At 42.6% G+C, this 24,774-nt stretch carries 30 protein-coding genes; 13 read left to right on the forward strand and 17 right to left on the reverse strand.

The window, feature by feature from the left end; translation table 11 throughout:
* Window positions 1-193: 193 nt before the first annotated feature.
* Entirely contained in the window at window positions 194-676 is a 483-nt protein-coding gene (locus ACUXV2_RS15875) for an NUDIX domain-containing protein (RefSeq protein WP_446244124.1), read from the reverse strand.
* A 354-nt stretch (window positions 677-1,030) separates the two neighbouring features.
* A complete protein-coding gene (locus ACUXV2_RS15880) occupies window positions 1,031-2,248 on the reverse strand; it encodes an NAD(P)/FAD-dependent oxidoreductase (RefSeq protein WP_446244125.1) in 1,218 nt (405 codons plus the stop codon).
* Window positions 2,249-3,184: 936 nt separating this feature from the next.
* Between ACUXV2_RS15880 and yumC the strand changes: the two genes are divergently transcribed.
* Both yumC and ACUXV2_RS15890 read left to right on the forward strand, forming a co-directional pair.
* Window positions 3,185-4,183 carry a ferredoxin--NADP reductase 2 gene (yumC, locus tag ACUXV2_RS15885; RefSeq protein WP_446244126.1) on the forward strand — a complete coding sequence of 333 codons (999 nt, stop codon included), beginning with the start codon at window positions 3,185-3,187 and terminating at the stop codon, window positions 4,181-4,183.
* Window positions 4,184-4,346: 163 nt separating this feature from the next.
* Window positions 4,347-4,988, forward strand: a complete 642-nt coding sequence (locus tag ACUXV2_RS15890; protein ID WP_446244127.1) for an SDR family oxidoreductase — start codon at window positions 4,347-4,349, stop codon at window positions 4,986-4,988.
* 50 nt (window positions 4,989-5,038) lie between these two features.
* Here ACUXV2_RS15890 and ACUXV2_RS15895 read toward each other — a convergent pair whose 3' ends face one another.
* Window positions 5,039-5,401: a HesB/IscA family protein gene (locus ACUXV2_RS15895; RefSeq protein WP_446244128.1), complete on the reverse strand. Its 363-nt coding sequence runs from the start codon at window positions 5,399-5,401 to the stop codon at window positions 5,039-5,041.
* A gap of 127 nt (window positions 5,402-5,528) precedes the next feature.
* Here ACUXV2_RS15895 and ACUXV2_RS15900 point away from each other — a divergent pair, with 127 nt between their 5' ends.
* Together ACUXV2_RS15900 and ACUXV2_RS15905 are read left to right on the forward strand one after the other, a co-directional pair.
* The gene (locus tag ACUXV2_RS15900; protein WP_446244129.1) at window positions 5,529-5,774 is read left to right on the forward strand and encodes a hypothetical protein; all 246 of its coding nucleotides are present in this window, start codon (window positions 5,529-5,531) and stop codon (window positions 5,772-5,774) included.
* Between the two features lie 90 nt (window positions 5,775-5,864).
* Window positions 5,865-6,572: a DUF2225 domain-containing protein gene (locus tag ACUXV2_RS15905; protein ID WP_446244130.1), complete on the forward strand. Its 708-nt coding sequence runs from the start codon at window positions 5,865-5,867 to the stop codon at window positions 6,570-6,572.
* 59 nt (window positions 6,573-6,631) lie between these two features.
* On the opposite strand, the gene ACUXV2_RS15910 is transcribed toward ACUXV2_RS15905, so the two are convergent.
* Together ACUXV2_RS15910 and ACUXV2_RS15915 are read right to left on the reverse strand one after the other, a co-directional pair.
* Window positions 6,632-7,006 carry a VOC family protein gene (locus tag ACUXV2_RS15910; RefSeq protein ID WP_446244131.1) on the reverse strand — a complete coding sequence of 125 codons (375 nt, stop codon included), beginning with the start codon at window positions 7,004-7,006 and terminating at the stop codon, window positions 6,632-6,634.
* A gap of 101 nt (window positions 7,007-7,107) precedes the next feature.
* A complete protein-coding gene (locus ACUXV2_RS15915) occupies window positions 7,108-7,350 on the reverse strand; it encodes a YuzB family protein (protein WP_446244132.1) in 243 nt (80 codons plus the stop codon).
* 297 nt (window positions 7,351-7,647) lie between these two features.
* Here ACUXV2_RS15915 and ACUXV2_RS15920 point away from each other — a divergent pair, with 297 nt between their 5' ends.
* Window positions 7,648-8,715 carry an NAD(P)/FAD-dependent oxidoreductase gene (locus ACUXV2_RS15920; protein ID WP_446244133.1) on the forward strand — a complete coding sequence of 356 codons (1,068 nt, stop codon included), beginning with the start codon at window positions 7,648-7,650 and terminating at the stop codon, window positions 8,713-8,715.
* A 104-nt stretch (window positions 8,716-8,819) separates the two neighbouring features.
* Here the strand turns inward: ACUXV2_RS15920 and ACUXV2_RS15925 are convergent, their stop codons facing one another.
* Window positions 8,820-9,146, reverse strand: coding sequence for a YuzD family protein (locus tag ACUXV2_RS15925; protein ID WP_446244134.1), 327 nt, complete (start codon window positions 9,144-9,146; stop codon window positions 8,820-8,822).
* Between the two features lie 281 nt (window positions 9,147-9,427).
* Here ACUXV2_RS15925 and ACUXV2_RS15930 point away from each other — a divergent pair, with 281 nt between their 5' ends.
* Both ACUXV2_RS15930 and ACUXV2_RS15935 read left to right on the forward strand, forming a co-directional pair.
* Window positions 9,428-9,664, forward strand: a complete 237-nt coding sequence (locus ACUXV2_RS15930) for a NifU family protein (RefSeq protein ID WP_032086472.1) — start codon at window positions 9,428-9,430, stop codon at window positions 9,662-9,664.
* A gap of 197 nt (window positions 9,665-9,861) precedes the next feature.
* Entirely contained in the window at window positions 9,862-10,317 is a 456-nt protein-coding gene (locus ACUXV2_RS15935) for a hypothetical protein (RefSeq protein WP_446244135.1), read from the forward strand.
* 48 nt (window positions 10,318-10,365) lie between these two features.
* Here ACUXV2_RS15935 and ACUXV2_RS15940 read toward each other — a convergent pair whose 3' ends face one another.
* Both ACUXV2_RS15940 and yutH read right to left on the reverse strand, forming a co-directional pair.
* Window positions 10,366-11,325, reverse strand: coding sequence for a 2-hydroxyacid dehydrogenase (locus tag ACUXV2_RS15940; RefSeq protein ID WP_446244136.1), 960 nt, complete (start codon window positions 11,323-11,325; stop codon window positions 10,366-10,368).
* A gap of 71 nt (window positions 11,326-11,396) precedes the next feature.
* Complete coding sequence (gene yutH, locus ACUXV2_RS15945) at window positions 11,397-12,398, reverse strand: spore coat putative kinase YutH (RefSeq protein WP_446244137.1); 1,002 nt, start codon at window positions 12,396-12,398, stop codon at window positions 11,397-11,399.
* A gap of 227 nt (window positions 12,399-12,625) precedes the next feature.
* Here yutH and ACUXV2_RS15950 point away from each other — a divergent pair, with 227 nt between their 5' ends.
* Both ACUXV2_RS15950 and ACUXV2_RS15955 read left to right on the forward strand, forming a co-directional pair.
* Complete coding sequence (locus ACUXV2_RS15950) at window positions 12,626-13,126, forward strand: phosphatidylglycerophosphatase A family protein (RefSeq protein ID WP_446244138.1); 501 nt, start codon at window positions 12,626-12,628, stop codon at window positions 13,124-13,126.
* Between the two features lie 293 nt (window positions 13,127-13,419).
* Window positions 13,420-13,554 carry a sporulation histidine kinase inhibitor Sda gene (locus ACUXV2_RS15955; RefSeq protein ID WP_446247094.1) on the forward strand — a complete coding sequence of 45 codons (135 nt, stop codon included), beginning with the start codon at window positions 13,420-13,422 and terminating at the stop codon, window positions 13,552-13,554.
* Here the strand turns inward: ACUXV2_RS15955 and ACUXV2_RS15960 are convergent.
* From ACUXV2_RS15960 to ACUXV2_RS15970, 3 genes are all read right to left on the reverse strand, one after another.
* A complete protein-coding gene (locus ACUXV2_RS15960) occupies window positions 13,526-13,777 on the reverse strand; it encodes a helix-turn-helix domain-containing protein (RefSeq protein WP_446244139.1) in 252 nt (83 codons plus the stop codon). The genes ACUXV2_RS15955 and ACUXV2_RS15960 overlap by 29 nt on opposite strands.
* 287 nt (window positions 13,778-14,064) lie before the next feature.
* The gene (locus tag ACUXV2_RS15965; RefSeq protein WP_446244140.1) at window positions 14,065-14,829 is read right to left on the reverse strand and encodes a TIGR01457 family HAD-type hydrolase; all 765 of its coding nucleotides are present in this window, start codon (window positions 14,827-14,829) and stop codon (window positions 14,065-14,067) included.
* Between the two features lie 100 nt (window positions 14,830-14,929).
* Window positions 14,930-15,367, reverse strand: a complete 438-nt coding sequence (locus ACUXV2_RS15970) for a DUF86 domain-containing protein (RefSeq protein WP_446244141.1) — start codon at window positions 15,365-15,367, stop codon at window positions 14,930-14,932.
* 137 nt (window positions 15,368-15,504) lie between these two features.
* Here ACUXV2_RS15970 and ACUXV2_RS15975 point away from each other — a divergent pair, with 137 nt between their 5' ends.
* Both ACUXV2_RS15975 and ACUXV2_RS15980 read left to right on the forward strand, forming a co-directional pair.
* Window positions 15,505-15,774: a DUF3055 domain-containing protein gene (locus ACUXV2_RS15975; RefSeq protein ID WP_175990464.1), complete on the forward strand. Its 270-nt coding sequence runs from the start codon at window positions 15,505-15,507 to the stop codon at window positions 15,772-15,774.
* A gap of 63 nt (window positions 15,775-15,837) precedes the next feature.
* Window positions 15,838-16,140, forward strand: a complete 303-nt coding sequence (locus ACUXV2_RS15980; RefSeq protein WP_446244142.1) for a cytosolic protein — start codon at window positions 15,838-15,840, stop codon at window positions 16,138-16,140.
* A 43-nt stretch (window positions 16,141-16,183) separates the two neighbouring features.
* On the opposite strand, the gene ACUXV2_RS15985 is transcribed toward ACUXV2_RS15980, so the two are convergent.
* Window positions 16,184-16,459, reverse strand: a complete 276-nt coding sequence (locus ACUXV2_RS15985; protein ID WP_446247095.1) for a YutD family protein — start codon at window positions 16,457-16,459, stop codon at window positions 16,184-16,186.
* Between the two features lie 106 nt (window positions 16,460-16,565).
* Between ACUXV2_RS15985 and ACUXV2_RS15990 the strand changes: the two genes are divergently transcribed.
* The gene (locus ACUXV2_RS15990) at window positions 16,566-17,288 is read left to right on the forward strand and encodes a YhcN/YlaJ family sporulation lipoprotein (RefSeq protein WP_446244143.1); all 723 of its coding nucleotides are present in this window, start codon (window positions 16,566-16,568) and stop codon (window positions 17,286-17,288) included.
* A 119-nt stretch (window positions 17,289-17,407) separates the two neighbouring features.
* Here ACUXV2_RS15990 and lipA read toward each other — a convergent pair whose 3' ends face one another.
* A complete protein-coding gene (gene lipA, locus ACUXV2_RS15995) occupies window positions 17,408-18,328 on the reverse strand; it encodes a lipoyl synthase (protein ID WP_446244144.1) in 921 nt (306 codons plus the stop codon).
* Between the two features lie 232 nt (window positions 18,329-18,560).
* On the opposite strand from lipA, the gene ACUXV2_RS16000 reads away from it, so the two are divergent.
* Window positions 18,561-19,553 (forward strand): peptidoglycan DD-metalloendopeptidase family protein, encoded by a 993-nt coding sequence (locus ACUXV2_RS16000; protein WP_446247096.1) that lies wholly within the window; start codon window positions 18,561-18,563, stop codon window positions 19,551-19,553.
* A 111-nt stretch (window positions 19,554-19,664) separates the two neighbouring features.
* On the opposite strand, the gene ACUXV2_RS16005 is transcribed toward ACUXV2_RS16000, so the two are convergent.
* From ACUXV2_RS16005 to ACUXV2_RS16020, 4 genes are all read right to left on the reverse strand, one after another.
* The gene (locus tag ACUXV2_RS16005; RefSeq protein WP_224876331.1) at window positions 19,665-19,772 is read right to left on the reverse strand and encodes a methionine/alanine import family NSS transporter small subunit; all 108 of its coding nucleotides are present in this window, start codon (window positions 19,770-19,772) and stop codon (window positions 19,665-19,667) included.
* Between the two features lies 1 nt (window position 19,773).
* Complete coding sequence (locus tag ACUXV2_RS16010) at window positions 19,774-21,300, reverse strand: sodium-dependent transporter (protein ID WP_446244145.1); 1,527 nt, start codon at window positions 21,298-21,300, stop codon at window positions 19,774-19,776.
* A 260-nt stretch (window positions 21,301-21,560) separates the two neighbouring features.
* The gene (locus ACUXV2_RS16015) at window positions 21,561-23,039 is read right to left on the reverse strand and encodes a flavin monoamine oxidase family protein (RefSeq protein ID WP_446244146.1); all 1,479 of its coding nucleotides are present in this window, start codon (window positions 23,037-23,039) and stop codon (window positions 21,561-21,563) included.
* Window positions 23,040-23,209: 170 nt separating this feature from the next.
* Window positions 23,210-24,772, reverse strand: a complete 1,563-nt coding sequence (locus tag ACUXV2_RS16020; RefSeq protein ID WP_446244147.1) for a Na+/H+ antiporter NhaC family protein — start codon at window positions 24,770-24,772, stop codon at window positions 23,210-23,212.
* Window positions 24,773-24,774: the final 2 nt, after the last annotated feature.

The raw sequence follows: 24,774 nt of genomic DNA on the forward strand, positions 1-24,774 counted from the left end.
ATACATTCCATATTATCTTTCAATATCTCCCTTTTTCATAAAATTTACTGAATTTTTAAATAAATGATGACACTTTGTTTTGATTGCCCCGGAGGAAGGACCGAGTATGGGGATGATGGGGGTGGAAAAGAAATGAGAATCACGGAAAAAGGGCATCAAATACACTCTGTATCTGACGCCCTTCCTGCATGAATCACATAAATAATTTATAACTCGTATATCCAAACTGCTCACCCGGATCCAATCCTTCAATGGCCTGATGGCGCTGGAATAAATCACCCTGCTTCAGCATCTCATGGATCATGACGGATGTTTTTCCATCCACCATCAGTGCATGGGGGGATTTCCATTGCACATCGAACAGTTCGCTTTTCTCTATTTTTAACACATCCGAATCGATATGATTCAGATGAAAAATGATCATATTATCACTGATTTCATTTCCAATCACACCTGTACGTACCCCGATGATTCCATTGACAGTGGTCGTGAGGCCTGTTTCCTCTTTAACCTCGCGAAGAACAGCTTCATCGACCGTTTCGCCTTCATCGACGAATCCGGCCGGCAGCGACCACATACCTTTCAATCCGCCATATCTTTTCTTTACAACAAGCCAGTTTCCATCTTTATCTATAACAAGTCCGGCAACAGCCAGCCACACCTTTCCCCTTTTCAACCTACTCCTCCTCTTCTATAAATACTCTTTCCTTTAAGGTACTACAGGATGGGAAGATAGAAAAGTCATGAGAGGATTTTTAGGAAGGAAGGTCTATGTGCAGGTTGGCGTTCTAACTGTTCTTTAAGGGCGTTTATTGAGGATGATTTGGATATCTGCTGTATTTTTGTTTTATCTGCCAAAAATTCAATTTATCTTCCATTATTTCGTTTTATCTGCCAAAAAAATTTTTTATCTGCCAAAATTCCAATATATCTGCCATTCTTCAAAATTCGACAAAACCCTAACCTTTTTCACTCACAAAAAAACAGAGTGGAATGTACATTCCACTCTGCTTATCAATTACTATCCATCTTAAAAGAACTTGAATTTACCCTTTTTGAATACAAGTGATGGTCCGCCAACCATGTACAGCGCACGGTTGTCTACTACCTTCTTCATGAATGATGCCTTTGTACCTGTAATTTTCTTGCCGTACACAACACCGATTGCGTCGTCTTCACCAAGTGAACATACAGTACCTTTGATATCTGGAGTGAATTCTTCCAGATGATCTTTTCCATGCAGAAGAGCTGCGATGTTACGTGCACATACTTCACCTTGCTGCATTGCGATTTGTGCAGTCGGTGGGTATGGACGTTCTGTTTCTTCGTTGATCATCAATGAACAGTCACCGATGACGAAGATGTTTTCATGTCCTGGAGCACGAAGATCTTTGTTGATCTTAACGCGTGCACGCATGTTTTCAATGCCTGCTTTTTCAATGATACGGTTACCGCGGACACCGGCTGCCCATACGATTGTACCAGCCTTGATTTCTTCTACTTCATCTTCACCTTTTGCGATGAATACGCTGCCTTCTTTTGCTTCTTTAAGCGGAGTTCCGATGTGGAATTCCACGCCTTTTTTCTCAAGAGCGGCACGCGCGTATTTCACAAGCTCAGGGTCGAAGCCTGGAAGGATCATTGGAGCTGCCTCTACACATACGATACGTACTTTTGAACGGTCGATATCGTATTCTTTGCAAAGTTCAGGAACACGGTTTCCAAGTTCACCAAGGAACTCGATGCCGGTGAAGCCAGCTCCACCCACTACGATTGTAAGGCGCTCATCATTTTTCTCTTCTTCGTTCTTATACGTAGCAAATTGAAGTTCAATATGCTCACGGATTTGACGAGCTGTGTTTATGTTTGAAATCATGAAAGCATGCTCATGTAAGCCTTGGATACCGAAAGTCTCGGATTCTGCACCTAGTGCGATGACCAGGTAATCGAATTCTACTTCACCTTCACTTGTGATGACTTTCTTTTCTTCCACTTTAATATCTTCAACACTTGCCTGAAGGAAGTTCACCTTGCTTGTGTTTACAACATCCTTAACGTCATAACGTACACGATCGTGATGAAGAGTCCCTGCAGAAGCTTCATGCAACCATGTTGTCTCATAGTGGTAGTCATTCTTATTAATAAGGATGACTTCCGCTTCATTCGTACCTAATTGCTTTTGAAGACGAGTTACTGTCATAAGCCCGCCATAACCTGCACCTAAAACAACGATTCTTGGCTTTCTCAACTGAATCACATCCACCTTTTTGATTGAATTTGCGTCGGATACTCTTAGAGTCCTCCACATCGGCCTTTTTTATCCCGTCAATCTGCTCTGCTACTATCTCATTCCCCGTAAAAGCGGAATTTAAAACAAATCATTCGGGATGATCCTTTTCAAATGAAAAGAGAGTACTGTATAAATAGTATAAAAACAAATAATAAGTATGTGACATCTTTCACGTACGAATGCATACCGCGAAAATTGTCATAAATTCTTAACAATATGCCTACATTACATAATATTCTTTTTACCCCATCTTTTCAAGGTATTCAAGATAAATAATCATTCTTGGGAAAATTGCGACAATAGTTCATTTGGATAATAGTTCTTTTCATTGAGTAATAAAGGAAGAATGTAATGGAAACTATGTTTTCAGGCATTGAATTCCACTGCAATAGATGATGGAAATATAAAATGAAATCTTACTCTTCCACTGGTTCTTTTTCTGTTTTTTCAGGTGACTTGGCTTCAAAACTGTTCAAATTCACCCAATAGTATAGAAGCTTTATTAAAGTTGATTAATTTCTCTCTTTGGAAGTAGTCATCTATTAGTTATTTTGGGAATTAATTGAGCCGCTTTCAGAAATCATTGCGCTTAATCCTGCTAATTACGTCACTTTTACGATAATTGCGCCGGAATCCAAACTATTGCGCCACTTTTATAATAACTGCGCCGGAATCCAAGCAATTGCGTCACTTATAAGATAATTACGCCGGAATCCAAATAATTGCGCCACTTGTCGAATTTTCCTCGTCTTGACACGAAGCCTCCGCTTCCCGCAACTGCACTCATCATCCAAAAACAGACTATTCAAATGAACAATCTAAATTTTGGGAAGGATTGATTCCTCTATGATAGAATAAATTAATATGATGTATCTTATTTTGGGAGGGATTTACTTGAAGGAAGATCAAAAGGTTTATGATATAACGATCATAGGAGGCGGCCCAACAGGGTTATTCACGGCTTTCTATGGCGGGATGAGAAAAGCTTCAGTAAAGATCATCGAAAGTCTGCCGCAATTGGGCGGCCAGTTATCCACCCTTTATCCTGAAAAATACATATACGATGTGGCAGGTTTCCCAAAGGTAAAGGCTCAGGACCTTGTCAATAACCTGAAGGAACAAATGGCCAAGTTCGAAACGACCATATGCCTGGAGCAGGCCGTGGAAAATGTTGAAAAGCAAGGAGACGGCTGCTTTAAACTTTCAACTGATAAAGAAGTTCACTATTCAAGGACCATCATCATCACAGCAGGGAACGGTGCATTCCAGCCGAGACGGCTCGAGCTCGAAAACGCTTCTCAATATGAAGGCAAAAACCTTCATTATTTCGTCGATAACATGGAGCAGTTCAGAGGTAAAAAAGTGGCGATTTGCGGCGGCGGTGATTCCGCGGTCGATTGGGCACTCATGCTCGAACCGATTGCTGAAAAAGTTTACCTGATCCATCGCAGGGATAAGTTCAGAGCCCACGAGCACAGTGTGGAAAATCTCCACAATTCCTCAGTCGAGCTTAAGACTCCTTTTGTACCTGCAGAAATTGTCGGCGATGAGTCAAAGGTTCATCAGATCATTTTGGAAGAAGTCCGCGGAGATGAAAAAGAAATCCTGGATATCGACGAGCTGATCGTCAACTTCGGATTTGTCTCTTCGCTCGGACCTATCAAAGATTGGGGACTTGATATCGAGAAAAATTCAATCGTCGTCAATTCAAGGATGGAAACGAATATAGAAGGCATCTATGCAGCTGGAGATATCTCCACCTATGACGGAAAAGTAAAACTGATTGCCAGCGGGTTCGGTGAAGCCCCTACAGCCGTCAACAATGCAAAAGCCTACATGGACCCGAAAGCAAGAGTCCAGCCGATGCACAGTACATCCATGTTTACAGATTGATTAATAGATAAGGTGGCCCGGGGCGATTCCCGGGTCTCTTTTTTTTATCTGTAAGATCTTTTCCATTTCACAACCGGAAACAAAATAGGGCCCTGTTTATTTTCTCAAGTAATGGGTAGACCAATAATAAAGGAAACTACTTAAAAAAGGATGTTGAGATAAGATGAATGTACTTGTTATTGGAGCAAATGGACATACCGGCCGCCTCATTATAGAAGAGCTAGTAAACAGTACCCAGCACTTCGCAAAAGCCATGATCCGTAAATCCGAACAAGCAAAAGATATGGAAGTTCTCGGCGCCAGACCGATCGTTGCAGATCTAGAACAGGATTTTTCATATGCCCTCGAAAATGTTAATGCTGTCATCTTTGCTGCGGGTAGCGGGAGTAAAACAGGCGACGATAAAACCATCGCGATCGATCAGGAAGCAGCAAAAAAAGCGGTCGACTATGCCAAGCTAAAAGGAATCGAACGATTTATCATGCTGAGTTCGATGGGAGCTGATCAGCCGGAGAACGCCCCTGAAGGAATGCACGTTTACTTAAAGGCAAAGCACGAAGCGGATGCTCATCTTCAAGAAAGCGGCTTGAACTATACGATTGTCCGTCCAGGTGCTTTGACCTTTGATGATGCGACAGGAAATATCATCGCAGAGCGGTCCATAGCCGATAAGAGCGGCAGCATCTCGCGTGCGGACGTAGCAAAAGTGCTAGTGGAATCCTTGACTACTTTAGAAACAAGTCACAAGGTGTTTGAAATATTGAATGGAGAGACTCCGGTAAAAGATGCAATAAAGAAAGTATAAACAAAGAGGGACCAGCCTTATTCAGCGCTGGTCCCTCTTTCATTTATCTTTTAGCAGTTCTCCGGCGTCCCTTTATTCGTCGCTGTCACGAACGATGAACCACACCCGCATGACGCGATGGCGTTCGGATTTTCGATCGTAAAGCCTCCGCCCATCATGGACTGCTTGTAATCAATTTTTGTTCCGTTCAGAATGACTCCATCCTCTTTGGCCACAACAAGCTTGATCCCGTACTGTTCAAGCACTTCATCATCTTCCTGCAGCTCATGTTCAAAGCCCATTCCATATGAAAGACCGCTGCAGCCGCCCCCTTTTACCGCGATTCGCAGCATGGCATCCGTTTCGTCATGCTCCTTCATCATATCTTTAATCTGAAGGGCAGCAGCTTCGGTTAGATTCACAATTTCACTCATTCACTACACCTCCAACCTTTTCTATTCTTACTTATTAGTATACTCCTTTCTATTTTACTACTCAACCGAGGGGAACTATGTGACTGACTTTGACTTTCATAAAGAGTCATTTGAAGGGGTTCCGGTTATGATGCAAAAAGATTTAGGAATGGTATCATTCTTTTGCAATCTTGTTTCTGAGCCTGGCTCGATTGGGGATATTGTGCCTGGCTCAAATCAGACCTTTTGTGCCTGGCTCAAAACAGTTCATTTGTGCCTGGCTCAAATCAGACCTTTTGTGCCTGGCTCAAAACAGTTCATTTGTGCCTGGCTCAAAACCTGTCACCTGAACAACGCACCGAACCCCGCCCCCCAGGATAGCCTAAAGTCCTGAATTTTTTGAAAACATCACAAAAAATACTAGTCCAATACTCCTTTATCAAGGTATAATAAGGAAAATAGTCCCTAAATCGAGGTGAGAATGATGACTGAAGTAACCCCCTTTTATGATAAAAGAGTCCAGTGCCTTGCTTGTAAACATTCCTATTCCACTACTAAAATCCGCTCCCGTTTCGTCAAAGTCCAAAGTCTTGAAAGCGATTTCTGTCCTGTCTATGTCTCTGACGAACTCAACCCTTTACTCTACAATGTATCCGTCTGCCCTCAATGCGGATTTTCCTTCACTGATGAATTCACCAAGTATATCGTTCCGGTTTTAAAAACAGACTTGGAAAAGAAAATAAGCCGTCACTGGCAGCCTCAGGATTACGGCCACATCCGTTCTATGGATGAGGCGATCAAAACGTACAAACTCGCTGCTTATTGTGCGCTGATCAAAAAAGAAAAGAAGATTACGATCGCGGGGCTTTATTTGCGGACAGCCTGGCTCTACCGGAAAATAAATCAAGAAGAATCTGAAAGAAGATTCATTAATCTTGCCACTCATGAATACATCGAATCTTACTTGAACGATGACTTTAAAGGGACGGCAATGTCAGAAACGAAGCTTCTATACCTCATCGCCGAACTGCTCCGCCGTCAGGATAAAGTTGAAGAAGCCGTGAAGTACCTGTCCAAGGTGATTGAAAAACAACACCTGTCAACCGAGCCGAAGATTGTGGAAATGGCAAAGGAACGATGGTATGAAATGAGGGAGAGCTTCAAGGAGCAAAAGCAGAATCACCTTGCTTGAAAATACTAATTAGTATCTGAAAATAGCGCAGCAAAAAAAGAAAGCTGGAGTAAAATACTCTAGCTTTCTTCATAAATACCAGGACAATATGCCTCCAGGATGTTACCATCACAATCATAAAACTTAAAATGACTGGTGTGAGCCGGGTTTTCTTCTACTTTCACCTTCTTTTCACGCAGCTTTTCATAAAGGATATCCTTGTATTCCTGGGATATTTGCAGCACCGGATAAGTTGATTGTCTTTCACCCGCTGCTTTTTTGTCTTGAATTAAACAAAGGGTCCCTAAGCGGGACTCGTTGCCAAATGAAAGCACAACTGTCGTTCCATAATCCTTTTCTATGCTTACTTGCAGTACATCTCTGTACCAATTCTTCGCAGCTTCAATATCGTTCACATAAAGATTGGTTTGCATGACCCCCAGAAAAACACTCATCTTCTCACCCTCTCTAATCGTCACTTTACCATTTCACCAAAACATTCCCATTTCCTTCCTTAAACATATAAAAAAGCCGATCCTAAGATCAGCTTTTGCAATCAAAACATTGGATTTTCTTCTAAGAACCGATAGATATTTTCCACCAATTCTTCAGGAGTATCTCCTTCAACAGGCTCTCCGTTCACTAATGCGTAAAAAGATGAAGCGCATTTTCCGCAGTAGCCTAAACAACCGTACTCTATGACATCGAGGTTCGGATCTCTTTCTAATATTTCAAGTGCTTTTTGAGCACCACTTGCTAAGTTACTGATACAAAATTCTATAATTGGCTGCAATTCCATCACCTCACTACTCTTTGTAATGCTACCTTTTTTTGAGATTATCGTCAATCTTGGCGCTTTGTATATTCGTATAACAGATTGTGAACAATTTCCCTTATTTCTGTTGTGAAAACGAGGTTATTTCGATATACTTTTAATGTTAATAGGTTTACTTATTGAATAAACCGTCTAATTATGAATCATATTGAAAATGCTTACTTTTCAGGACTGTTGTCCTTTTTCCTCTACCTTGTAGAGAATGTTATATAAACACACCATTTCGACAAAATTGCAGAGAGCCAAAAAGGGGAAATTATCATGAAACAATTAGTGCTGCTTGGCGGAGGATATGGCAATATGCGCGTGCTTCTTCGCTTGTTACCGAACCAACTCCCGGAAGATGTGTCCATTACATTAATTGACCGCAACCCATACCACAGCCTGAAAACAGAATATTATGCTCTGGCGGCCGGAACGATATCCGATCATCATGTACGCGTATCATTCCCGGAACATGCACGTTTATCCTATGTGTACGGTGAGATTTCAAAGATTGATACAAAGAATAAACTGGTACAGCTTCAAGATCAGGATGCAGTACCATACGATGACCTTGTCATCGGTCTTGGCTGTGAGGACAAATATCATAATGTCCCAGGTGCGGATGAATTCACTTACAGCATCCAAACAATTGATAAGTCCCGCAAAACATATCAGACACTGAATAACCTTCCAGCTGGCTCAATCGTCGGAATCGTCGGTGCCGGACTAAGCGGGATCGAGCTTGCCAGTGAGCTGCGCGAAAGCCGTTCCGATTTAAAGATCAAGCTTTTTGACCGTGGAACCCGTATTCTGAATGCCTTTCCGGAACGATTAAGCTCCTATGTCCACGGCTGGTTTGAAGAGAACAATGTTGAAATCGTCAATAATTCCAATATCACGAAAGTGGAGCCTAATACGCTTCATAACCACGAAGAACAAATCTATTGCGATGCCATCGTTTGGACAGCCGGGATCCAGCCTACACGTGTAGTACGTGAAATGGATGCCGAGAAAGACTCAAGCGGACGTGTTGTGATTTCAAAATATCATAACCTTCCGGACGATGAACATGTATATGTTGTCGGGGACTGTGCGAGCCTTCCGCAAGCTCCAAGTGCGCAGTTAGCCGAAGGACAGGCTGAACAGATCGTGCAGATCCTTTTAAAACGCTGGAAGAACGAACCGCTTCCTGAAGAGCTGCCTAAAATCAAACTAAAAGGTATCCTCGGATCACTTGGTAAAAAGCACGGATTCGGATTGGTGAATGAGCGTTCCATTACTGGCCGCGTCGCCCGATTACTGAAATCAGGCGTTTTATGGATGTATAAATATCATAATGGATGATTGTATGAAGAAACCGCCTTTTACTAGCGGTTTCTTTTTTTGTTATCGAATAATCAAAAAAGACCCCTCCAACGGAAAAGTCTTTTTTAGCTATTATTCAATTGCTATACCGCTTTATAGCCATGCTTCTCAAGCTCAGAATAAATCGTCTTCAGACGCGGATTCCCTTCTCCAACGACTGTGCCTTCCAATAGGACGATTGGATAGAACATATCCTCTTCGATCACTTTCGACGCGAAGCTTTTGATGGCTTCGTCTTCAGGTGGATTGTAGATGTCTATATATTTGATTGTAAACGGCTGTTGCGGGTATTTACGACCGACTGCCGCTTCGAGCCATTCATACGTTTCTTTCGATGATGGCAGATTCACGCAGCTCGGGCAAAGCACCTCAGCGCCGTATACATGGATTTCAACTGGTTTACGCTCCATACTTCTCTTCTCCCCCTTTATTTCCCCTCATACAATCATTCTACAAAAAAATCATTAAAGTGGGAACAAAAATGGCTGGATTTCAAACTGTAAAATATGTATATAGAAATTTCTTTTTTTAAGTAATAGGCCGCCCGCGGAAAGCGAAGTCTTGCACGGAAATCAAAATCGGTGTTAAAAACTGTAAACAACAAAAAAAGAAATTCCCAATTGTTTGCGGGTTGATAGATTTTTTACAGATATGTCATTATAATAGAGAGTAAGGAAAGGAGTAGATAATGATGGCTGATCAAGCACAATTTGATTCCGTACAGGAAGTACTAGATAAATTACGTCCGTTCCTACTTCGCGATGGCGGGGACTGTGAACTGGTGGACGTGGAAGATGGTATCGTGAAGCTTCGCCTGTTAGGCGCTTGCGGAAGCTGCCCAAGTTCAACAATCACTCTTAAAGCTGGTATTGAACGTGCGCTAGTCGAAGAAGTACCAGGGATCGTTGAAGTAGAGCAAGTATTTTAATTAAACTTACCGGATGACTCAAGAATTTGAGTCATCTTTTTTATGTCGAGAAGTTCCATTCCCACTTCCGTAAGAACCTTAATATAACAATAAATGGAATTTATTCCATCAACTTTTTTTAAGAATGCTGTTTCCTTTTTGCCCATATATATCTTACAATGACGAAGGTTTTTATTTTAGGGGGAGAAGGAAAAGGATTGACTAAAGAGATATTTCAACAAATTGTTGGTGAGATGGCAGGCCGTTTGGATTCTGACGTAAAGGTGATATTGGAGGATGCTTTTCCCGGCAGTCGTCTTGTGGGAGGGAAGTACAGCATGAGCACAAACTCCATCACCATGTTCACGGATGATGTCACTGAGCAATGTCTACGCCTGTTTCCTGAAGGTGAATGTTTATCTGATTATTTTAAAGTCGTGTTTGCGCATGAACTTGGGCATGCACATGATGAGGAGCTTGAGGAATTAGCTGACAGTCTGGATTACGCTGGTGAGCCGGAAAAAAACCGGTTGATGCTGCGCATCGAACAAAATGCATGGGAATTTGCCCGGAGTGTCTTGCCGGATGTGCCGGCTTCTTTCCTTGAAAAGATTGAGCGCCAGTCGCTGGCACCTTATTTCCTGGCTGTTGAAAAAGACCTTGTTTTTTCATGAAGGGCAGTTAAAAACACGCATGACGTCATGCGTGTTTTTTGTCCTTTATTATACCTCAGTCTTGGGCTTGTCCCCATTTAAAACGGCATGGATGTTCTGTACACAGAGATTCATCATCCCGATGCGGGTTTCCGTAGAGGAGCTGGCGATGTGAGGCAATGCAACTACATTGTCAAATGAAAGCAGCGGATGTTCAGAACTTATTGGTTCATTCGTAAAAACATCCAGCCCCGCCCCCGCGATTTCACCTGTCTCCAGTGCTTCTGCCAACGCCTCTTCATTCACAATCGGTCCACGGGCAGCATTTATGAAGAAAGCTGATTTTTTCATGGCGAGAAATTGTTCTTTTTGGAACAGTCCTTCCGTTTCGGCAGTAAGAGGGGCAAGGACGACTACAAAATCAGATTGATCCAGAAGCTCATCCAATGACACATAGGAGGCGCCCAGACTTTTTTCCGCTTCAGGCTTCCTTGAACGATTATGATAAAGAATATTCATATCGAACCCTTTCGCCCTTTTGGCCACCGCTTCCCCGATGCTTCCCATCCCGACGATTCCGATCGTTTTATGATGGATGTCAGTCCCTGCAAGAAGAAGAGGGGACCAGCTTTTCCATTTTCCTTCTTTAATATAGCGGTCTGCCTCGACAATCCGGCGCGCAGCCGCCATTAACAAACAAAAAGTTAAGTCAGCTGTAGTATCGGTCAGCACATCCGGAGTATTACAAATGGCCACTCCTTTTTGCTTCGCAGCTTTGAGATCGATATTATCATAGCCGACTGCCAGGTTTGCCACCACCTTCAGGGACGGGGCATTTTCAAGGAGCTCTGTGTCCACTTTATCTGAAAGCATGGTGATCAGTGCGGATGCCCCGGTCGCTTTCTCAAGCAGAATGTCTCTTGGAACCGGCACATCTTCTTTCTCCCACATTTCCACCCGAAACTCCTGATTCAGCGGTTCGATTACTGTCTGAGGTAATTTTCTTGTGATAAAGATAAATGGTTTCATTGAATTCCCCTGCCTTCAATTAGGTTCCTTTCAGTGTACCATAAAAGGGCTTTCATTGATGGTTGGAAGGATTACAGCCATCCCACCAATGGAATGCCCCACTTTTTCACCGGTACCTCAGACAAATGGTAAAAATCAGACAGGAATGATTCGTAATGCTTGGAGCTTTTCAAGTAGCGTTCGAGTTTATCTTCAGCGGTTTTCTTTTGCTGATCGGATTGTGAAATATAGTATTCTTCGATACATTCAAAATAATGGAGCGGAAATAATATCCTTGAGTACAACAGTCTCCATCCGAAAGGTGACAGCGGGGCAACTGTTTCGTATTCCCTTAGGAACTCCTGCATTCCGGGATGGAAGGTTTGGCTCTTCATGAGGTATTGTTCCCTCACCCATTCAGCAAGATCCCGGCTCGCGTGATCGAATACCCAGTCAAACGGAAAATGAATACAGGTCTCGGTTCCCCATGTCGTGTGCTGAAAACGTTCGTGACAGATCGTGCCTGCATCTTCAGGTTTGGGGTCTTCATCGAGCTCCGTATCGACAAGATATTGAATGGCGTTTTCGGATAATGCATTATAATAAGGATAACTTTCGACGAAGAGGCGTTCAAACTCATCGATCGGGTGATTCTCGAGCACTCCGAAGTAGGCTTTTTCCAGCTGGGAAAGCCTGCGTTCCCACAATGCTTTCCACTGTCCCATCCTGCTGATTTTCTCCACCTTCTCTTCGAACAACCTGCCGCGAAAATGAAATTTCCCAAGCTTTCTCCCCACTTTTTCGTCAGCAACCGGAGGCAGTTCTTCGTTACGCACCACTACATAGTCCTGTTTTTTTTCAGTTACTAGATATCGCCCCTCCGTACTCTGTACAAAGGAAGAAACATAACGGTCCCCTTGTGATTTCATATGCTCTGTTAATTTATAGATTTCTACCAATGTTTCCTGTTCCACATTTGAAACGCCAACAATACTATATAATAATCCCCCCGCCATGTAGCGGTCCATCACACCGTCAAAGAATGCGCGTTCAGGGGTCAACCCGAAATGCTTCGCTAACATCTCATGAGACATATTACCCTCTCCTATCTGTATGCAAGGCGGCTTTCATCGTGAAGTCCGCTGTCTTAATTATTTCATTTTCACTTGAAAAACAATTCTTCCAAGGAATATATCCCTGTACTGATGGGCAAGAATGAGGATAGAAGCTATTATTATGTCTATTTTTAAAAAGGGTATCATATGAGTAAAACAAGGCTCTGTCGCTTGAATAATATTTAACTACAGAAAAGGTGAATTGGATGAAGGACAAAAAATCAATGGATATCTTAAAGGAAACCTCAAGAAGATGGCTCCATGAAAGAGGAGTCGAAATTGAAGACATCGCCAATTTAGTCATGTACCTTCAACAGAAATACCATCCTGACCTTGAACTGGAAGAATGCATTTATAACGTGGAAAGAGTGTTAACAAAACGTGAAGTTCAGAATGCCATTCTTACGGGAATTCAATTGGACCGGTTAGCAGAAAAGAAAATGCTTGAAGAGCCCCTGCAATCGATTGTGGAAGTGGATGAAGGTTTATACGGAGTGGATGAAATTCTTGCCTTCTCGATTGTGAATGTGTATGGATCGATCGGCTTTACAAACTACGGTTTTATCGATAAACAGAAACCCGGTATACTGAAGGATTTAAATGATAAATCATCCGGTAAGTGCCATACCTTCCTTGATGATATCGTCGGAGCCATTGCAGCTGCAGCGTCAAGCCGTCTTGCTCACAGAAATGAAAATCAGGAATAAATCTATCTTCTAAATTGTCTTGGAGAATTGCTGGAAACAGAAAAACAGACCTCTTTTCGAGTGTCTGTTTTTTCATCTGAATATTATCCAATATTTTCATGTACTTTAGCAAGTTTTTATTGCATGCTAAAACAATCTTTACTATAATTACAAATATAGTTGTAATAATTGTAATTATTTTTGTAAAATTATTACTTCTTATACACAATATAAGGCTATCACGAATTGTAAAAATTCCCACCTTTTCCATTGGTCGCAACAATGAAAAGGGATCGAGGTGAGTCCAAATTAAGATACTCAGTGATCAATCCTTATTAGAAGCGTATAATAAAGCAAATGCATTACATTTAGACAAAGAGTTTATTCAATTAATCAGGCATGAGATATCCAGAAGAAACCTCACTTTCTTGACTCAGAAACAGCATTGAGCATTTTCTCTTCTTCTAGGGTGGGAATGATGTCTATCCAGTGAACCTGCAGGCCTTGGATAATCGCATGAATTTTGTTTATTGATGCATTTGCATCCCCTTTTTCAATCAAAGAAATATAATTTACAGTCAATCCGCTTATTTCGCTGAGCTCCTGAATTGTAATGTCTTTCGCCCGCCTGTGCATTCTGATGTTTTTACCAATCAACTCAGTAATACTCATATTTCACACTACCTTTTTTATTTTCACCAATTAGCAGAGTCAATAGGACAGGATCACTTTAAAATCCTTACTACCCTTCTACCCTATAAAACATCACTAAAACGTCATCCGTTCTTTTTCTTTTCTTTTATCTTTTTCTTCTCCCCTTTTTAAATAAATCAGGAAATAAATTTCATTTCCCTGATTTATTTTACCTACATAAAAAGTTCTTGTCTAATTCAAATATGTTCCAATCGCCATTTTTTCAAAAAAGGCGATAGACTAAATGTCCATCACCTTTTCCTCTTCTATACACCCCACTCATCCAACGTATTAATTGTATAGGTCGGCTGTTCTTCCATCCTCTGCAGGATTTCTTTTGTCGTAACTCCTGTATGGACAAGAAGCGTATCAAGACCTGCATTCATTCCGGCTTTTATGTCTGTATCATAATTATCCCCGACCATTAATGTGTCCTCTTTTGCTGTCCCGAGAACCTCTAATGCCTGCTCCATTATGATTGATTCTGGCTTTCCGATGAAGATCGGCTGTGTCTGGGTCGAAACCGTAACGACAGAAGTCAGTGAACCATTGCCTGGCAGCAATCCTCTTTCTGTAGGGATGGCGATATCCCCGTTTGTTGAAATGAACGTCGCCCCATTCCGTACCCCCAGGCAAGCAAGGGCAAGCTTTTCATAATTGATGCCACGGTCAATCCCTACCACGACAAAATCGGGGTTTTCGTCTTTCAGGGTGATGCCTTTTTCCTCAAGTGCTGAACGGATTCCCTCTTCTCCAATGACATAGGCTGTACTGCCGGGCTTTTTGTCAGCTATGAATTGAGCAGTCGCCATTGACGTCGTGAATACTTGTTCTTTCTCAGCTGATATGCCGAACGTCTGGAGCTTTTCTGCGACCTGTTCAGGACGGCGGGATGAATTATTTGTTACAAACAGATAGGGCAGCCCTTTTTCCTGAAGGCGGCGGATAAAATCTCCTGCTTCCTTGATGACTTCTTTTCCTCTATACATCGTTCCATCCAAATCGATTAAATAACCTTTGTATTGTTTCATTTTGTACCTCCGTTTTGATACTTTTAGTATGTAAGTTTGTTTTTGAAATATATACGCAAATAGAAAACGCTTTCCATAAAGAAAGCGCTGGTGAATTGTATTAATTTTTAAAAGCTGACACAGGTCCCAATTCATTTTCCAAATAACGGCGTACATGAACAGGGAATTGTTCTAAAGTAGAACGCACGTCATGAAGAATACGCTGTAAAGCTTCATGGTCTACGCTTGTATATTCTTGAACAAGGGCTTTACGCTGTTCAATCAAGCGTTTTAAATCTTCGCTCATTTCTTGATTGATGACCTTTTCATCCAGCAATATATCGATGATATCTTCGTAGCTGCCGGGATCTCTCATGATAAAACCATCAATCATGCTGTTTCCCACATCAAGCACCGATTCGATAAGGGTATGACCGATCCTTTCAAGACCGAGCTTTTCTATCGTGGTATCCCACCCTGACTGTTTATGTAAGATGCTCAATTGATCATTCATAAATACCAATATTTCCTCTATTTTCTCTCTGTCCACGAAATACATTCCGTTCACCTCTTCTGATTGACATCCTTCTATAGTTTAACATAATTTTAAATAGTCTATATAGTGATGTCTTCACTGCAAATCGTTTTCCAGTTTGTTATGATGGAGAAAGCTGACGAATGTAAGGAGGAATCGTGATGACAGACCGATTTTATTTATACGATGATACGGAACAGACAAAAACCAGATTTGTAAGTTTTATGGGGGAAAATCAGCGCTATGATTTAGCCATCACACAAACGGATCGTTATTATGGAAAATCACTCGTACTCGACCTTCAAGGAAGCCGCTTCGCCATCATCGGCCGTGATGACTTGGATGAACCGGGTTACCTGGAAAGTGTTTATAAACTTACGGAAGAAGAAGCTGCCGAGCTTCGTGACTTTTTAAGTGAAACGATTATGTAAACATCACTGAATGAACCTCTCCCACCTCTCACATACTACACCTAAGAAAGGTGGGAGAAAAATATGAAAAAAGAGCAACGCGACAAGGAAGAAGAAGTGTACAGCGATTTTTCCACTGTAGAGACACAGCGTAATTTCCTCGTGCCTGAGACGCTTCCGGAAGGACCTTATGGATCTCCACGCGGAAAGTATACACCGGTTGAAAACAAGAGTACAGAATGGGAAGAGGGGCAGCGATATTACAGTGCATTCAACTATGAAAACAAGTCCCTTCATCAGGATATCCCCCGTCAGGAACCTGGGTCTCATCCGGTCCATGCAGATCCGGAACTAAATGAAGAGCCGCCTTATACTGAAAATAAATGATAAAAAGGGAACATCTCTTCACGACGAGATGTTCCCTTTCCCCTTACTTATTCACTTTTTTCATAAGAAAATATGCACATCCGAAATTGCAGTATTCGTATAGATAATCCTTATGAGTACTCACTTTTGTGTCAAAGGATGCTTTTTGATTCTGATCATCAAAAAAGCCTTTCAGGCGCAGCTGGCCATATCCCCAGTCACCGAGGATATAATCATATTTATTTAAAATATCGCTGTATCTCTCTTTGAATGCTTCTTCATTAAATCCGTCCCTGAATTCTTCGACGATTTCATAGCATATATTTCCTACACAGATCATTCCATCCACCCTCTTTCTTCCTTATCCTTACTTTAAATTATAACGGATTGTCCATTAATTACTATGAAAAATTATAAAATGAGATGGTCACCCTAACAAATAGGGGGTGTTTCAATTGAATAAATTTATTCTCGGAACGACGGTATTGAGTTTTGCATTGTTCGGTACTGCCTGCAACGGGATTGATAAGGCAAACGAAGAGATGTTCCACGATAACGGCAACACCATCAATGTGAACGATCAGGAAGAACTTTTCAATGAAAATGTCAGTAAAGACTCTAAACGAAACGGGGAAGATTTCGGATTTGTCCGTCAGCAGAAGAGCCCTGTGCAGGGACAAGCCATTTCGAATGAAAATATGTATCGTTTAGATCGGGAGCAGGTTGCCGACAGCATCAGTAAAATGAGCGTAGCCATACCGAACGTGGATGATTGTGCTACCCTTGTCACGGATGAAGAGGTGCTGATCTCTTATAAGACCGATAAAAAAGACAAGGATGCCCGTTTTAATATCGCTGATCAAGTGAAGAAAACGGCCATGTCAGTCATCCCGCGCTGGTACCATGTGTATGTGACAGATGACCCTAACTTAATGCAGAATGTAGAGAATCTTGCAAAGATGGACAGCGACAGCAAAAACGTCAATACTGCCATCGATGATACGATTAACCTGATGCTCAAAGCTTCTCCGCAAGGAAAGAACATTGATGCAGGTGAAAATGCCAACGGTGAAATGATTGACGAACAGAATATGAATGAAGATGATGTCCATCAAATCAATAAAGAACGACAAAAGCGTACTGACAACTCTGAGACCATGATGGACTAGCATTTTTCGTTAAGCATTTATCTTTGGAAACCGTTGATAAGTACAACAAGCCGTTTCAAACAACCTTTAAAAAAGGACTGACTACGAGAGACATCTCCATTAGTCAGTCCTTGCTACATTTATGCCTGCTGTTTCATTTCTTTCTCGCCTGCTTCTTGCTTTGCTTTGGCAGCTGCATTTACCTGCTCATCAGCATGGTAGGAAGAACGCACAAGAGGTCCTGCTTCACAGTGGCTGAACCCTTTTTCCATCGCCGCTTCACGAAGCTCGGCAAATTCATCCGGGTGGTAGTATTTCTGTACTTTCAAGTGTTTCTTCGTTGGCTGCAGATATTGACCGAGGGTAACGATATCCACATTATTTGCACGAAGGTCATCGAATGTCTCGAGAATCTCTTCCTTCGTTTCTCCAAGTCCCACCATGATGCTTGATTTCGTCGGAATATCAGGATTCAATTCTTTAGCACGGCGAAGGAATTCGAGAGTACGGTCATATGTTGCACGGGCACGAACTCTTGGAGTCAAACGGCGTACGGTTTCGATGTTGTAGTTCATGATATCCGGTTTTGCATCCATCAGTGTCTTGATATTATCAAACACTCCGCCCATGTCGGATGGCAGTACTTCAATGGATGTAAATGGACTTTTACGACGGATGGCACGCACTGTTTCAGCAAATACCTGCGATCCACCGTCTTTTAGATCATCACGGGCAACAGCCGTGATGACAACGTGCTTCAAGTTCATTAGTTGAACGGAATCGGCTACGCGTTCCGGCTCTTTAAGATCCAGTTCGTTCGGTAATCCTGTTTTTACTGCACAAAAACGGCAGGCACGTGTACAAATATCCCCAAGGATCATAAATGTAGCGGTTCTTCTTGTTCCCCAGCATTCGTGGATATTTGGACATTTTGCCTCTTCACAAACTGTGTGAAGGTTTTTTTCGCGCATCATTTTTTTCAAGCCCATATAGTTATCGTTCGTATTCAGCTTGATCTTAAGCCACTCCGGTTTACGAACATATTCGTCTTTCTTCGTCATACCCCTCATCTCCAATCCTAACAATTTCTGATTTAGGCAAAGAGTGAAACGCTTACTGATCGTTCATTCTATGTAAATAAAGCCATCATCAATATACTTCTTTTGTCACTTTATCATACTAAAAAAATGAAAACAAGCATGTTACTCTTTTACCATTAATTGATGATTATGAATCCTGAAAGCTCGTCACAAACTAGAGGTAGAACTATAAGTTGGAGGGATTGACTTGTATATACGAATAGTTCTGACACTTACCATACTCCTTGTTCTTATAGGTCCTGTCCAGATACAAGCAGAAGAGAAGTTGTCAGAGGAACAGATACACACGAAACGAATGGAATTATTTCAAAAAAGCGAAGCACTTACTCATATTCCCTGGTACTATCTTGCGGCTGTGGATCAATACGAGCGCAGTTTGCGATTTGCACGTAAAGATAGAGAAAAGCCCTCCTCTTTGATCTCCATCTATGTCGATCCCGAGAAATGGGCCGGACCCTTAAACCCAAATCTCCAAGATGAAAATCCGAAGACCATCACACTATTCAACGGTTTCGGAAGAGACGGAGACCTTGATGGTAAGGCAAGTATCAAAAGCGATGAAGATATCCTGGCTGCCTTTACTGATTATATTTTACAGTACGGAATCGACCGTGATAATTTCAAGCTGGCTTTATGGGACTATTACAAACGTGATAAGACTGTCAGTATCATAATGGGTAAAGCGAAGATCTACAAGCATTTCGGTACGATTCATCTGAATGATAAAGCTTTCCCTCTCCCGCTCAGATTCAATTACAGCTACCGTAATACATGGGGGGATGCACGCGGATGGGGAGGCCGGCGAATCCATGAAGGAACGGACCTGTTTGCAGACTATGGTGTTCCCGTCAGGGCGACCTCTTACGGCATTATTGAAATGAAAGGCTGGAATCGCTATGGCGGATGGAGAATCGGTATCAGGGATATCAATAATACCTATCATTACTTCGCACATCTCAGCGGTTTTTCTAAAGACCTGAAAGTCGGGCAGGTGGTTGAGCCCGGAATGATGATCGGGGGCGTCGGCAGCTCGGGATACGGTCCTCCAGGTACATCCGGTAAATTCCCGCCTCACCTCCACTACGGTATGTACAAAGACAACGGTTTGACAGAATGGTCCTTCGATCCCTATCCACACTTGCGTCAATGGGAACGTCAAGACCGTGTCAAAAGCAAAAAAAGATAACAGAAGGCCCGCCCCTCCATCACATGAAAGCGATGAGGGACGGGCCTTTAACGGAGTAAAGAAAAAACAGACGATGGAAGATCCAGCGCCTGTTTCTTTATAAAAGTGATATTAAGATGCTTTTTTAGATTTGGATACCGCGTTAGTGATACTTGCCGCAAGGCCACCCCAAATGATGACGACACCGACAACTAACATAATGATTGCACTACCGCTCATGTCAGCTTACCTCCTTATAGCTTTCAGCTTCTGTTTTGGAATGCCAGCGTTTAAAGGTAAATGCCACTCCGACAATCAAGGCGAAGGCCGCGACGAACCAGCCGCTGTAAAGGACAAAGGCATCTGAGTATCCGCCGTAGTTCCCTGTTTCCGTCTCGAATTCTTTAAGAAGGTTCATCTTGAATAGTCCAAACATCATCCATCCAAGTACAACCGGTGTGATAACACCAAGGCAAATCTTCCACCAGCTGCCAAGCTGGATGTCTGAGATACCGTTTGAGTGATCTCTGAATGTATTGATCTTGCGTAAGAACCATGCCACTACGATTACTTCCACTAATCCGATGAATGCTACACCGAATTGGTTGATGAAGTAGTCCGCAACATCAAGGAATAATAATCCGCCCTGTGTTGCAAACAGAAGTGAAATGACTGCTGAGAGCCCTCCTCCGAAAGCCACTGCCTTTGTACGGGAAAGGCCGAATTTCTCTGAAATCGCCGCTACATAAGTCTCGGAAATCGAGATAAGTGAAGATAATCCCGCCAGTACGAGTGAAGCGAAGAACAGGAACCCGAACAGACCGTTCAGCGCAGGGAATTCATTGATGATCTGCGGGAAGACAACGAATGCCAGACCGACTCCTCCGCTTACTACTTCCTGAACCCCGACTCCTTGAGTTTGAGCCATGAATCCAAGTGCCGCGAATACCCCGATCCCGGCAAGAAGCTCAAATCCAGAGTTACTGAATCCAGTGATGAATGCGTTATTCGTAATATCCGATTTCTTCGGAAGATAACTTGAGTACGTGATCATGATCGCAAATGCAATCGATAAACTGAAGAAGATCTGTCCGTATGCAGCGACCCATACACCAGGATCGGCAATCTTACTGAAATCCGGTTTGAAGAATGCATCAAGGCCATCAAGTGCCCCTGGTAACGTTAAAGCGCGAACCACAATGATCAGGAATAAAATAACAAGTGCAGGAATAAAGATCTTGTTCGCTACTTCGATACCTTTCTTTACACCTTTAAAGAGAATACCAAGTGTAATCACCCAAACGATGACAAGCGGGATGAAAACTCCGCCGACAATGCTTCCGGTCTGTCCCGGATCTACTGAAAGCTTCAGATACTCACCGAATAAGAATCCTTCCGTGTCGTCTCCCCAGCCTTTGTTGAAAGCGAATACACTGTAAGCCATCGCCCATGCTATGATGACGGCATAATAGGTGGAAATGACAAACGCTACAAGTACCTGCCACCATCCAAGCCATTCTGTCTTCTTGTTCATACGGAAATAGGATAAAGGCGCAGATCCGCGGTACTTATGTCCTATCGTGAATTCTAATACAAGTAAAGGAATACCGGCAGTCAAAAGAGCAAAAAGATACGGAATGAAGAATGCTCCACCACCATTTTCATATGCTACCGCCGGAAAACGCCAAATGTTTCCCAACCCGATAGCAGACCCTACTGCAGCCAGGATAAATCCTGCACGTGTTCCAAACTGGGCACGTTTTTCCATGTTGGTTCCCCCCAATGTTTCCAACTACCAATTAAAAGGTAATTGAAATTTTTATATTTTCAGATTATTTAATCTAAAGTCAGTATAGCTAGTTCTAGGACAATTGTCAAAGCTATTTTTTCTTTTTTAGGGACATCTTCTGCTTTTATAGTCCGATTTGCCCTTTATCAGAAAATGAACAGGGGATTTCTAACTTTAAAATTCCAATTACTAGTAAAATTTACTGTGTTGTTTTCATATTACTACTAAATTTCACTATGTTATTTTCTATGATGGACTTCATAAGCCGTCCGGATCCCAGATTCTACTGCTCCCTCTATCCACCCGTGAAAGGAAGAAGTATGTTCTCCGGCAAAATGAAGCCTTCCTTCCGGTTTCCGGGTGATTTCATCAAAGTTTTTCTGCTGCTGGGGGGTAAACAGCGTGAAACATCCTGCTGAGTAAGGGTTTTGTCCCCAGTTGAACCAAACAGCCTGTAGAAATTCCGTATATACGATGTTTCCATATATCTTTGCTAAATCCTTAAGCACGAGGCGAACCAATCCTTCGTTGGATAAGCTATTCCATAATACAGCATCGCTTCCCCAGCTGTAGCTTGCCAGCAATACCCCCGGACCATCAGAACCTATCCCGTGGCTTGGAATGTAAGTGAATTTTAACGGCAGGTCACTGGTAATATTGCCATACCCCATCTTCTCCCAGAACTTGCTTTTAAATTCAATTCCGATCTTCACTGCCTGGACATTATTCACTTCTCTGATTGCCTGCCATTTTTTAAATGAAACCGAATCATATGGCTCAATGTCGACGAATTGAAGGACAGTGAATGGCATGGTTATGATGGCATAGTCTCCTGTATACCGAGATCTCTTCCCTGTAAACGGGTTCATAGTCTGTACAGATACGCCATGATCGTCCTGAATGATTTTCTCTACTTTGCGATTCAGCTTGATTTCTTTTTGAAGCTCGCTGATAAAGGAACAAGGCAGCTGATCATTTCCTCCGGTTATTTCATAAAACTTTATTTTTTCACTGAATATCGGGTAAATGATGTCCGTTATAATATCAATGAAAGAGAAGTTTGGAAAACCCTCTATCCCCAGCATGACAGCAATTTTCCGCACTGCGTTCTCTGAAAGTGATTTCCCGAACGGATTGGCAATTAAATAATCGCCCATGGAGTAAGTGGAATATTTCGTCTTCAACTCATCCTTCTGTTCTTGGGTGCTGGCCGAATACACTTCAAAGAAAGGCCGGGTCGCTTCAAGGAAAAGCTCTGCAGCACTCTTCCCTTTTTCTTCTCCTTCAAGAGGGAAACCCAAAATATCCGGATTTCTTCTATACTCCTTTTTAGAGACCAGGACATTGTTTACAAATAACATATCCTGAGAGGTGGAATTCAAGAAACGATTAACAGGGAGATTGAACCTTTTGATGTATTCGAATACCAGCTCATGGTTTTCTGGGATCCTCATCGCTCCAAAATCAAGGTAATTCCCCTGCGTGAATGGTTCTCTTACCGTATAGACCCTGCCGCCTATCCGATCATTCCCTTCTAAAATGGTCACTTTATGACCTGCCCTTTTAAGCAGGGATGCCGCAACCAGCCCAGACATCCCCCCTCCTAATATCAATACACGTTTTGGATTCGACTCAGTTTCCGGCAGCCCATTTCTCACAATAGATAATAAGTCTTTGGGATAGTGTAAATCATCAAAACCAATCACCTTTACCTTCACGTCAACTCACCTCTCTCCTCCTATAGATATGAGGAAATGCGGACTGGTAGAAGCGTGTCTAATGACTTACCTTCTAATTTTTGGGAAAATCAAGGAATACGAACCTCTAGCCGGAGGAACTGTATATAAAAAAACCAGAAGCATTTTCTGCTTCTGGTTCATTATTGTTTTTATTGTGAAGCTGCTGTATCTGAACTCTTTCCTTTTATAAATCCAAGAGCCGCAACCAGCACTATGACTACGAGTAATCCAAGCATGGTGCTTCCGGTGAACCCTAATACGAGGTAACCAATCGAAGCTGCCACTGCGCCGATGAGTGCATACGGAATCTGCGTGAGTACGTGATCGATATGATTGCTTCCGGCTCCGGTTGAAGACAGGATCGTAGTATCGGAAATTGGTGAACAATGGTCTCCAAGGACCGCACCTGCTAAAACAGCTGCCATTGCAGGAAGTAAGACACTTACATCGGTTGCTGCTGCAATTTCTCCCGCAATCGGAAGCAGGATTCCGAATGAGCCCCATGAAGTCCCTGTAGAGAATGCCATGACGCCGGCCACTAAGAATAGCAGCACAGGCAGGACCTCAACTGGCATGTTCGATTTTTCAACCAATCCGGCTAAATACGTTCCAGTTTGAAGCTCATCGATCAGTGTGACGATCGCCCATGCAAAGATAAGGATGTAAACAGCAGGAAGCATGGATTTGATTCCTTCGACAACTGCTGTTCCAGCTGCGCTTCCTCCAACACCCTTCAAGCTTACTTGACGGAAGAAAAGAATAAATGCAATCGCCAATGCGAATAAGCTTCCATATAATAATGATTTTGTAACATCTGTATTTTCAAATACAGGGAGGATATCAAACGAACCAACTGCCTTATATCCCGTCCAAAGCATCATGCCGACTGTACCGACAACCAGGGCGATGATCGGCCATGCCAGATCGCCGACCGAACCTTTAGAGCTTACAGGCAGGTCGTTCTTAAGTTCACCCGGGATATCTTTGTCCGGGTCATAAAGATTTCCAGTCGAAATCGCTCTTTCTTCATGTTCCTTCATTTTCCCGAAATCAAATCCTCTGTAAGCAACGATCAACACTAATAGTAGAGCTGCCCATACATAGAGGTTCATTGGGATCATTTGTATGAATGCTGAGAAAGCTGTGTATTCAGTGATGCTGTGTGCGGCAAGAATCGATCCGATGATACCGATGATATATGCTCCCCAGCTTGATACCGGTGAAACCACACAGACCGGAGCCGATGTCGAGTCAATGATATAAGCGAGTTTCGCACGTGAGATTTTGTGACGGTCCGTGATTGGTCTAGCAACCTGTCCGACCGCAAGCGCATTGAAATAGTCATCAATAAAAATTATGATACCTAATACAGCTGCCAATAATTGCGCGCCTCTTCTGGTCTTTACGCGCTGCATCGCCCATTCACCGAATGCGCGGCTTCCGCCGGAAATGTTAACGAAAGCAGTGATGACGCCAAGAATCAATAAGAATAAAATGATGTACACATTCCAGGTATTAAGTTCACCGTCGGCGACGAAAATGCCCTTTACGGCTTCCCATATCTTACTGAACGTGCCTGTAATAGAGAAATCTGTGATAAGAAGTGCTGAAGCGATGATCCCTACACCCAGCGAAAGCAGTACGCGTCTCGTCAAGATAACCATCAGGATGGCTAAAAGGGGCGGGATGATTGAATAAATAGTGTTTTCCATAA

The organism is Rossellomorea sp. NS-SX7 (genome assembly GCF_052828565.1).

Excerpts from the sequence above, each read along its gene's own strand:
- ACUXV2_RS15890 (WP_446244127.1), top strand. The coding sequence starts at position 4,347 with ATGAATGTACTTGTTATTGGAGCAAATGGACATACCGGCCGCCTCATT.
- ACUXV2_RS15895 (WP_446244128.1), bottom strand. The coding sequence starts at position 5,401 with ATGAGTGAAATTGTGAATCTAACCGAAGCTGCTGCCCTTCAGATTAAA.
- ACUXV2_RS15900 (WP_446244129.1), top strand. The coding sequence starts at position 5,529 with ATGATGCAAAAAGATTTAGGAATGGTATCATTCTTTTGCAATCTTGTT.
- ACUXV2_RS15905 (WP_446244130.1), top strand. The coding sequence starts at position 5,865 with ATGACTGAAGTAACCCCCTTTTATGATAAAAGAGTCCAGTGCCTTGCT.
- ACUXV2_RS15910 (WP_446244131.1), bottom strand. The coding sequence starts at position 7,006 with ATGAGTGTTTTTCTGGGGGTCATGCAAACCAATCTTTATGTGAACGAT.
- ACUXV2_RS15915 (WP_446244132.1), bottom strand. The coding sequence starts at position 7,350 with ATGGAATTGCAGCCAATTATAGAATTTTGTATCAGTAACTTAGCAAGT.
- ACUXV2_RS15920 (WP_446244133.1), top strand. The coding sequence starts at position 7,648 with ATGAAACAATTAGTGCTGCTTGGCGGAGGATATGGCAATATGCGCGTG.
- ACUXV2_RS15925 (WP_446244134.1), bottom strand. The coding sequence starts at position 9,146 with ATGGAGCGTAAACCAGTTGAAATCCATGTATACGGCGCTGAGGTGCTT.
- ACUXV2_RS15930 (WP_032086472.1), top strand. The coding sequence starts at position 9,428 with ATGGCTGATCAAGCACAATTTGATTCCGTACAGGAAGTACTAGATAAA.
- ACUXV2_RS15940 (WP_446244136.1), bottom strand. The coding sequence starts at position 11,325 with ATGAAACCATTTATCTTTATCACAAGAAAATTACCTCAGACAGTAATC.
- yutH (WP_446244137.1), bottom strand. The coding sequence starts at position 12,398 with ATGTCTCATGAGATGTTAGCGAAGCATTTCGGGTTGACCCCTGAACGC.
- ACUXV2_RS15950 (WP_446244138.1), top strand. The coding sequence starts at position 12,626 with ATGAAGGACAAAAAATCAATGGATATCTTAAAGGAAACCTCAAGAAGA.
- ACUXV2_RS15960 (WP_446244139.1), bottom strand. The coding sequence starts at position 13,777 with ATGAGTATTACTGAGTTGATTGGTAAAAACATCAGAATGCACAGGCGG.
- ACUXV2_RS15965 (WP_446244140.1), bottom strand. The coding sequence starts at position 14,829 with ATGAAACAATACAAAGGTTATTTAATCGATTTGGATGGAACGATGTAT.
- ACUXV2_RS15970 (WP_446244141.1), bottom strand. The coding sequence starts at position 15,367 with ATGTATTTCGTGGACAGAGAGAAAATAGAGGAAATATTGGTATTTATG.
- ACUXV2_RS15975 (WP_175990464.1), top strand. The coding sequence starts at position 15,505 with ATGACAGACCGATTTTATTTATACGATGATACGGAACAGACAAAAACC.
- ACUXV2_RS15980 (WP_446244142.1), top strand. The coding sequence starts at position 15,838 with ATGAAAAAAGAGCAACGCGACAAGGAAGAAGAAGTGTACAGCGATTTT.
- ACUXV2_RS15985 (WP_446247095.1), bottom strand. The coding sequence starts at position 16,459 with ATGATCTGTGTAGGAAATATATGCTATGAAATCGTCGAAGAATTCAGG.
- lipA (WP_446244144.1), bottom strand. The coding sequence starts at position 18,328 with ATGACGAAGAAAGACGAATATGTTCGTAAACCGGAGTGGCTTAAGATC.
- ACUXV2_RS16005 (WP_224876331.1), bottom strand. The coding sequence starts at position 19,772 with ATGAGCGGTAGTGCAATCATTATGTTAGTTGTCGGTGTCGTCATCATT.
- ACUXV2_RS16010 (WP_446244145.1), bottom strand. The coding sequence starts at position 21,300 with ATGGAAAAACGTGCCCAGTTTGGAACACGTGCAGGATTTATCCTGGCT.
- ACUXV2_RS16020 (WP_446244147.1), bottom strand. The coding sequence starts at position 24,772 with ATGGAAAACACTATTTATTCAATCATCCCGCCCCTTTTAGCCATCCTG.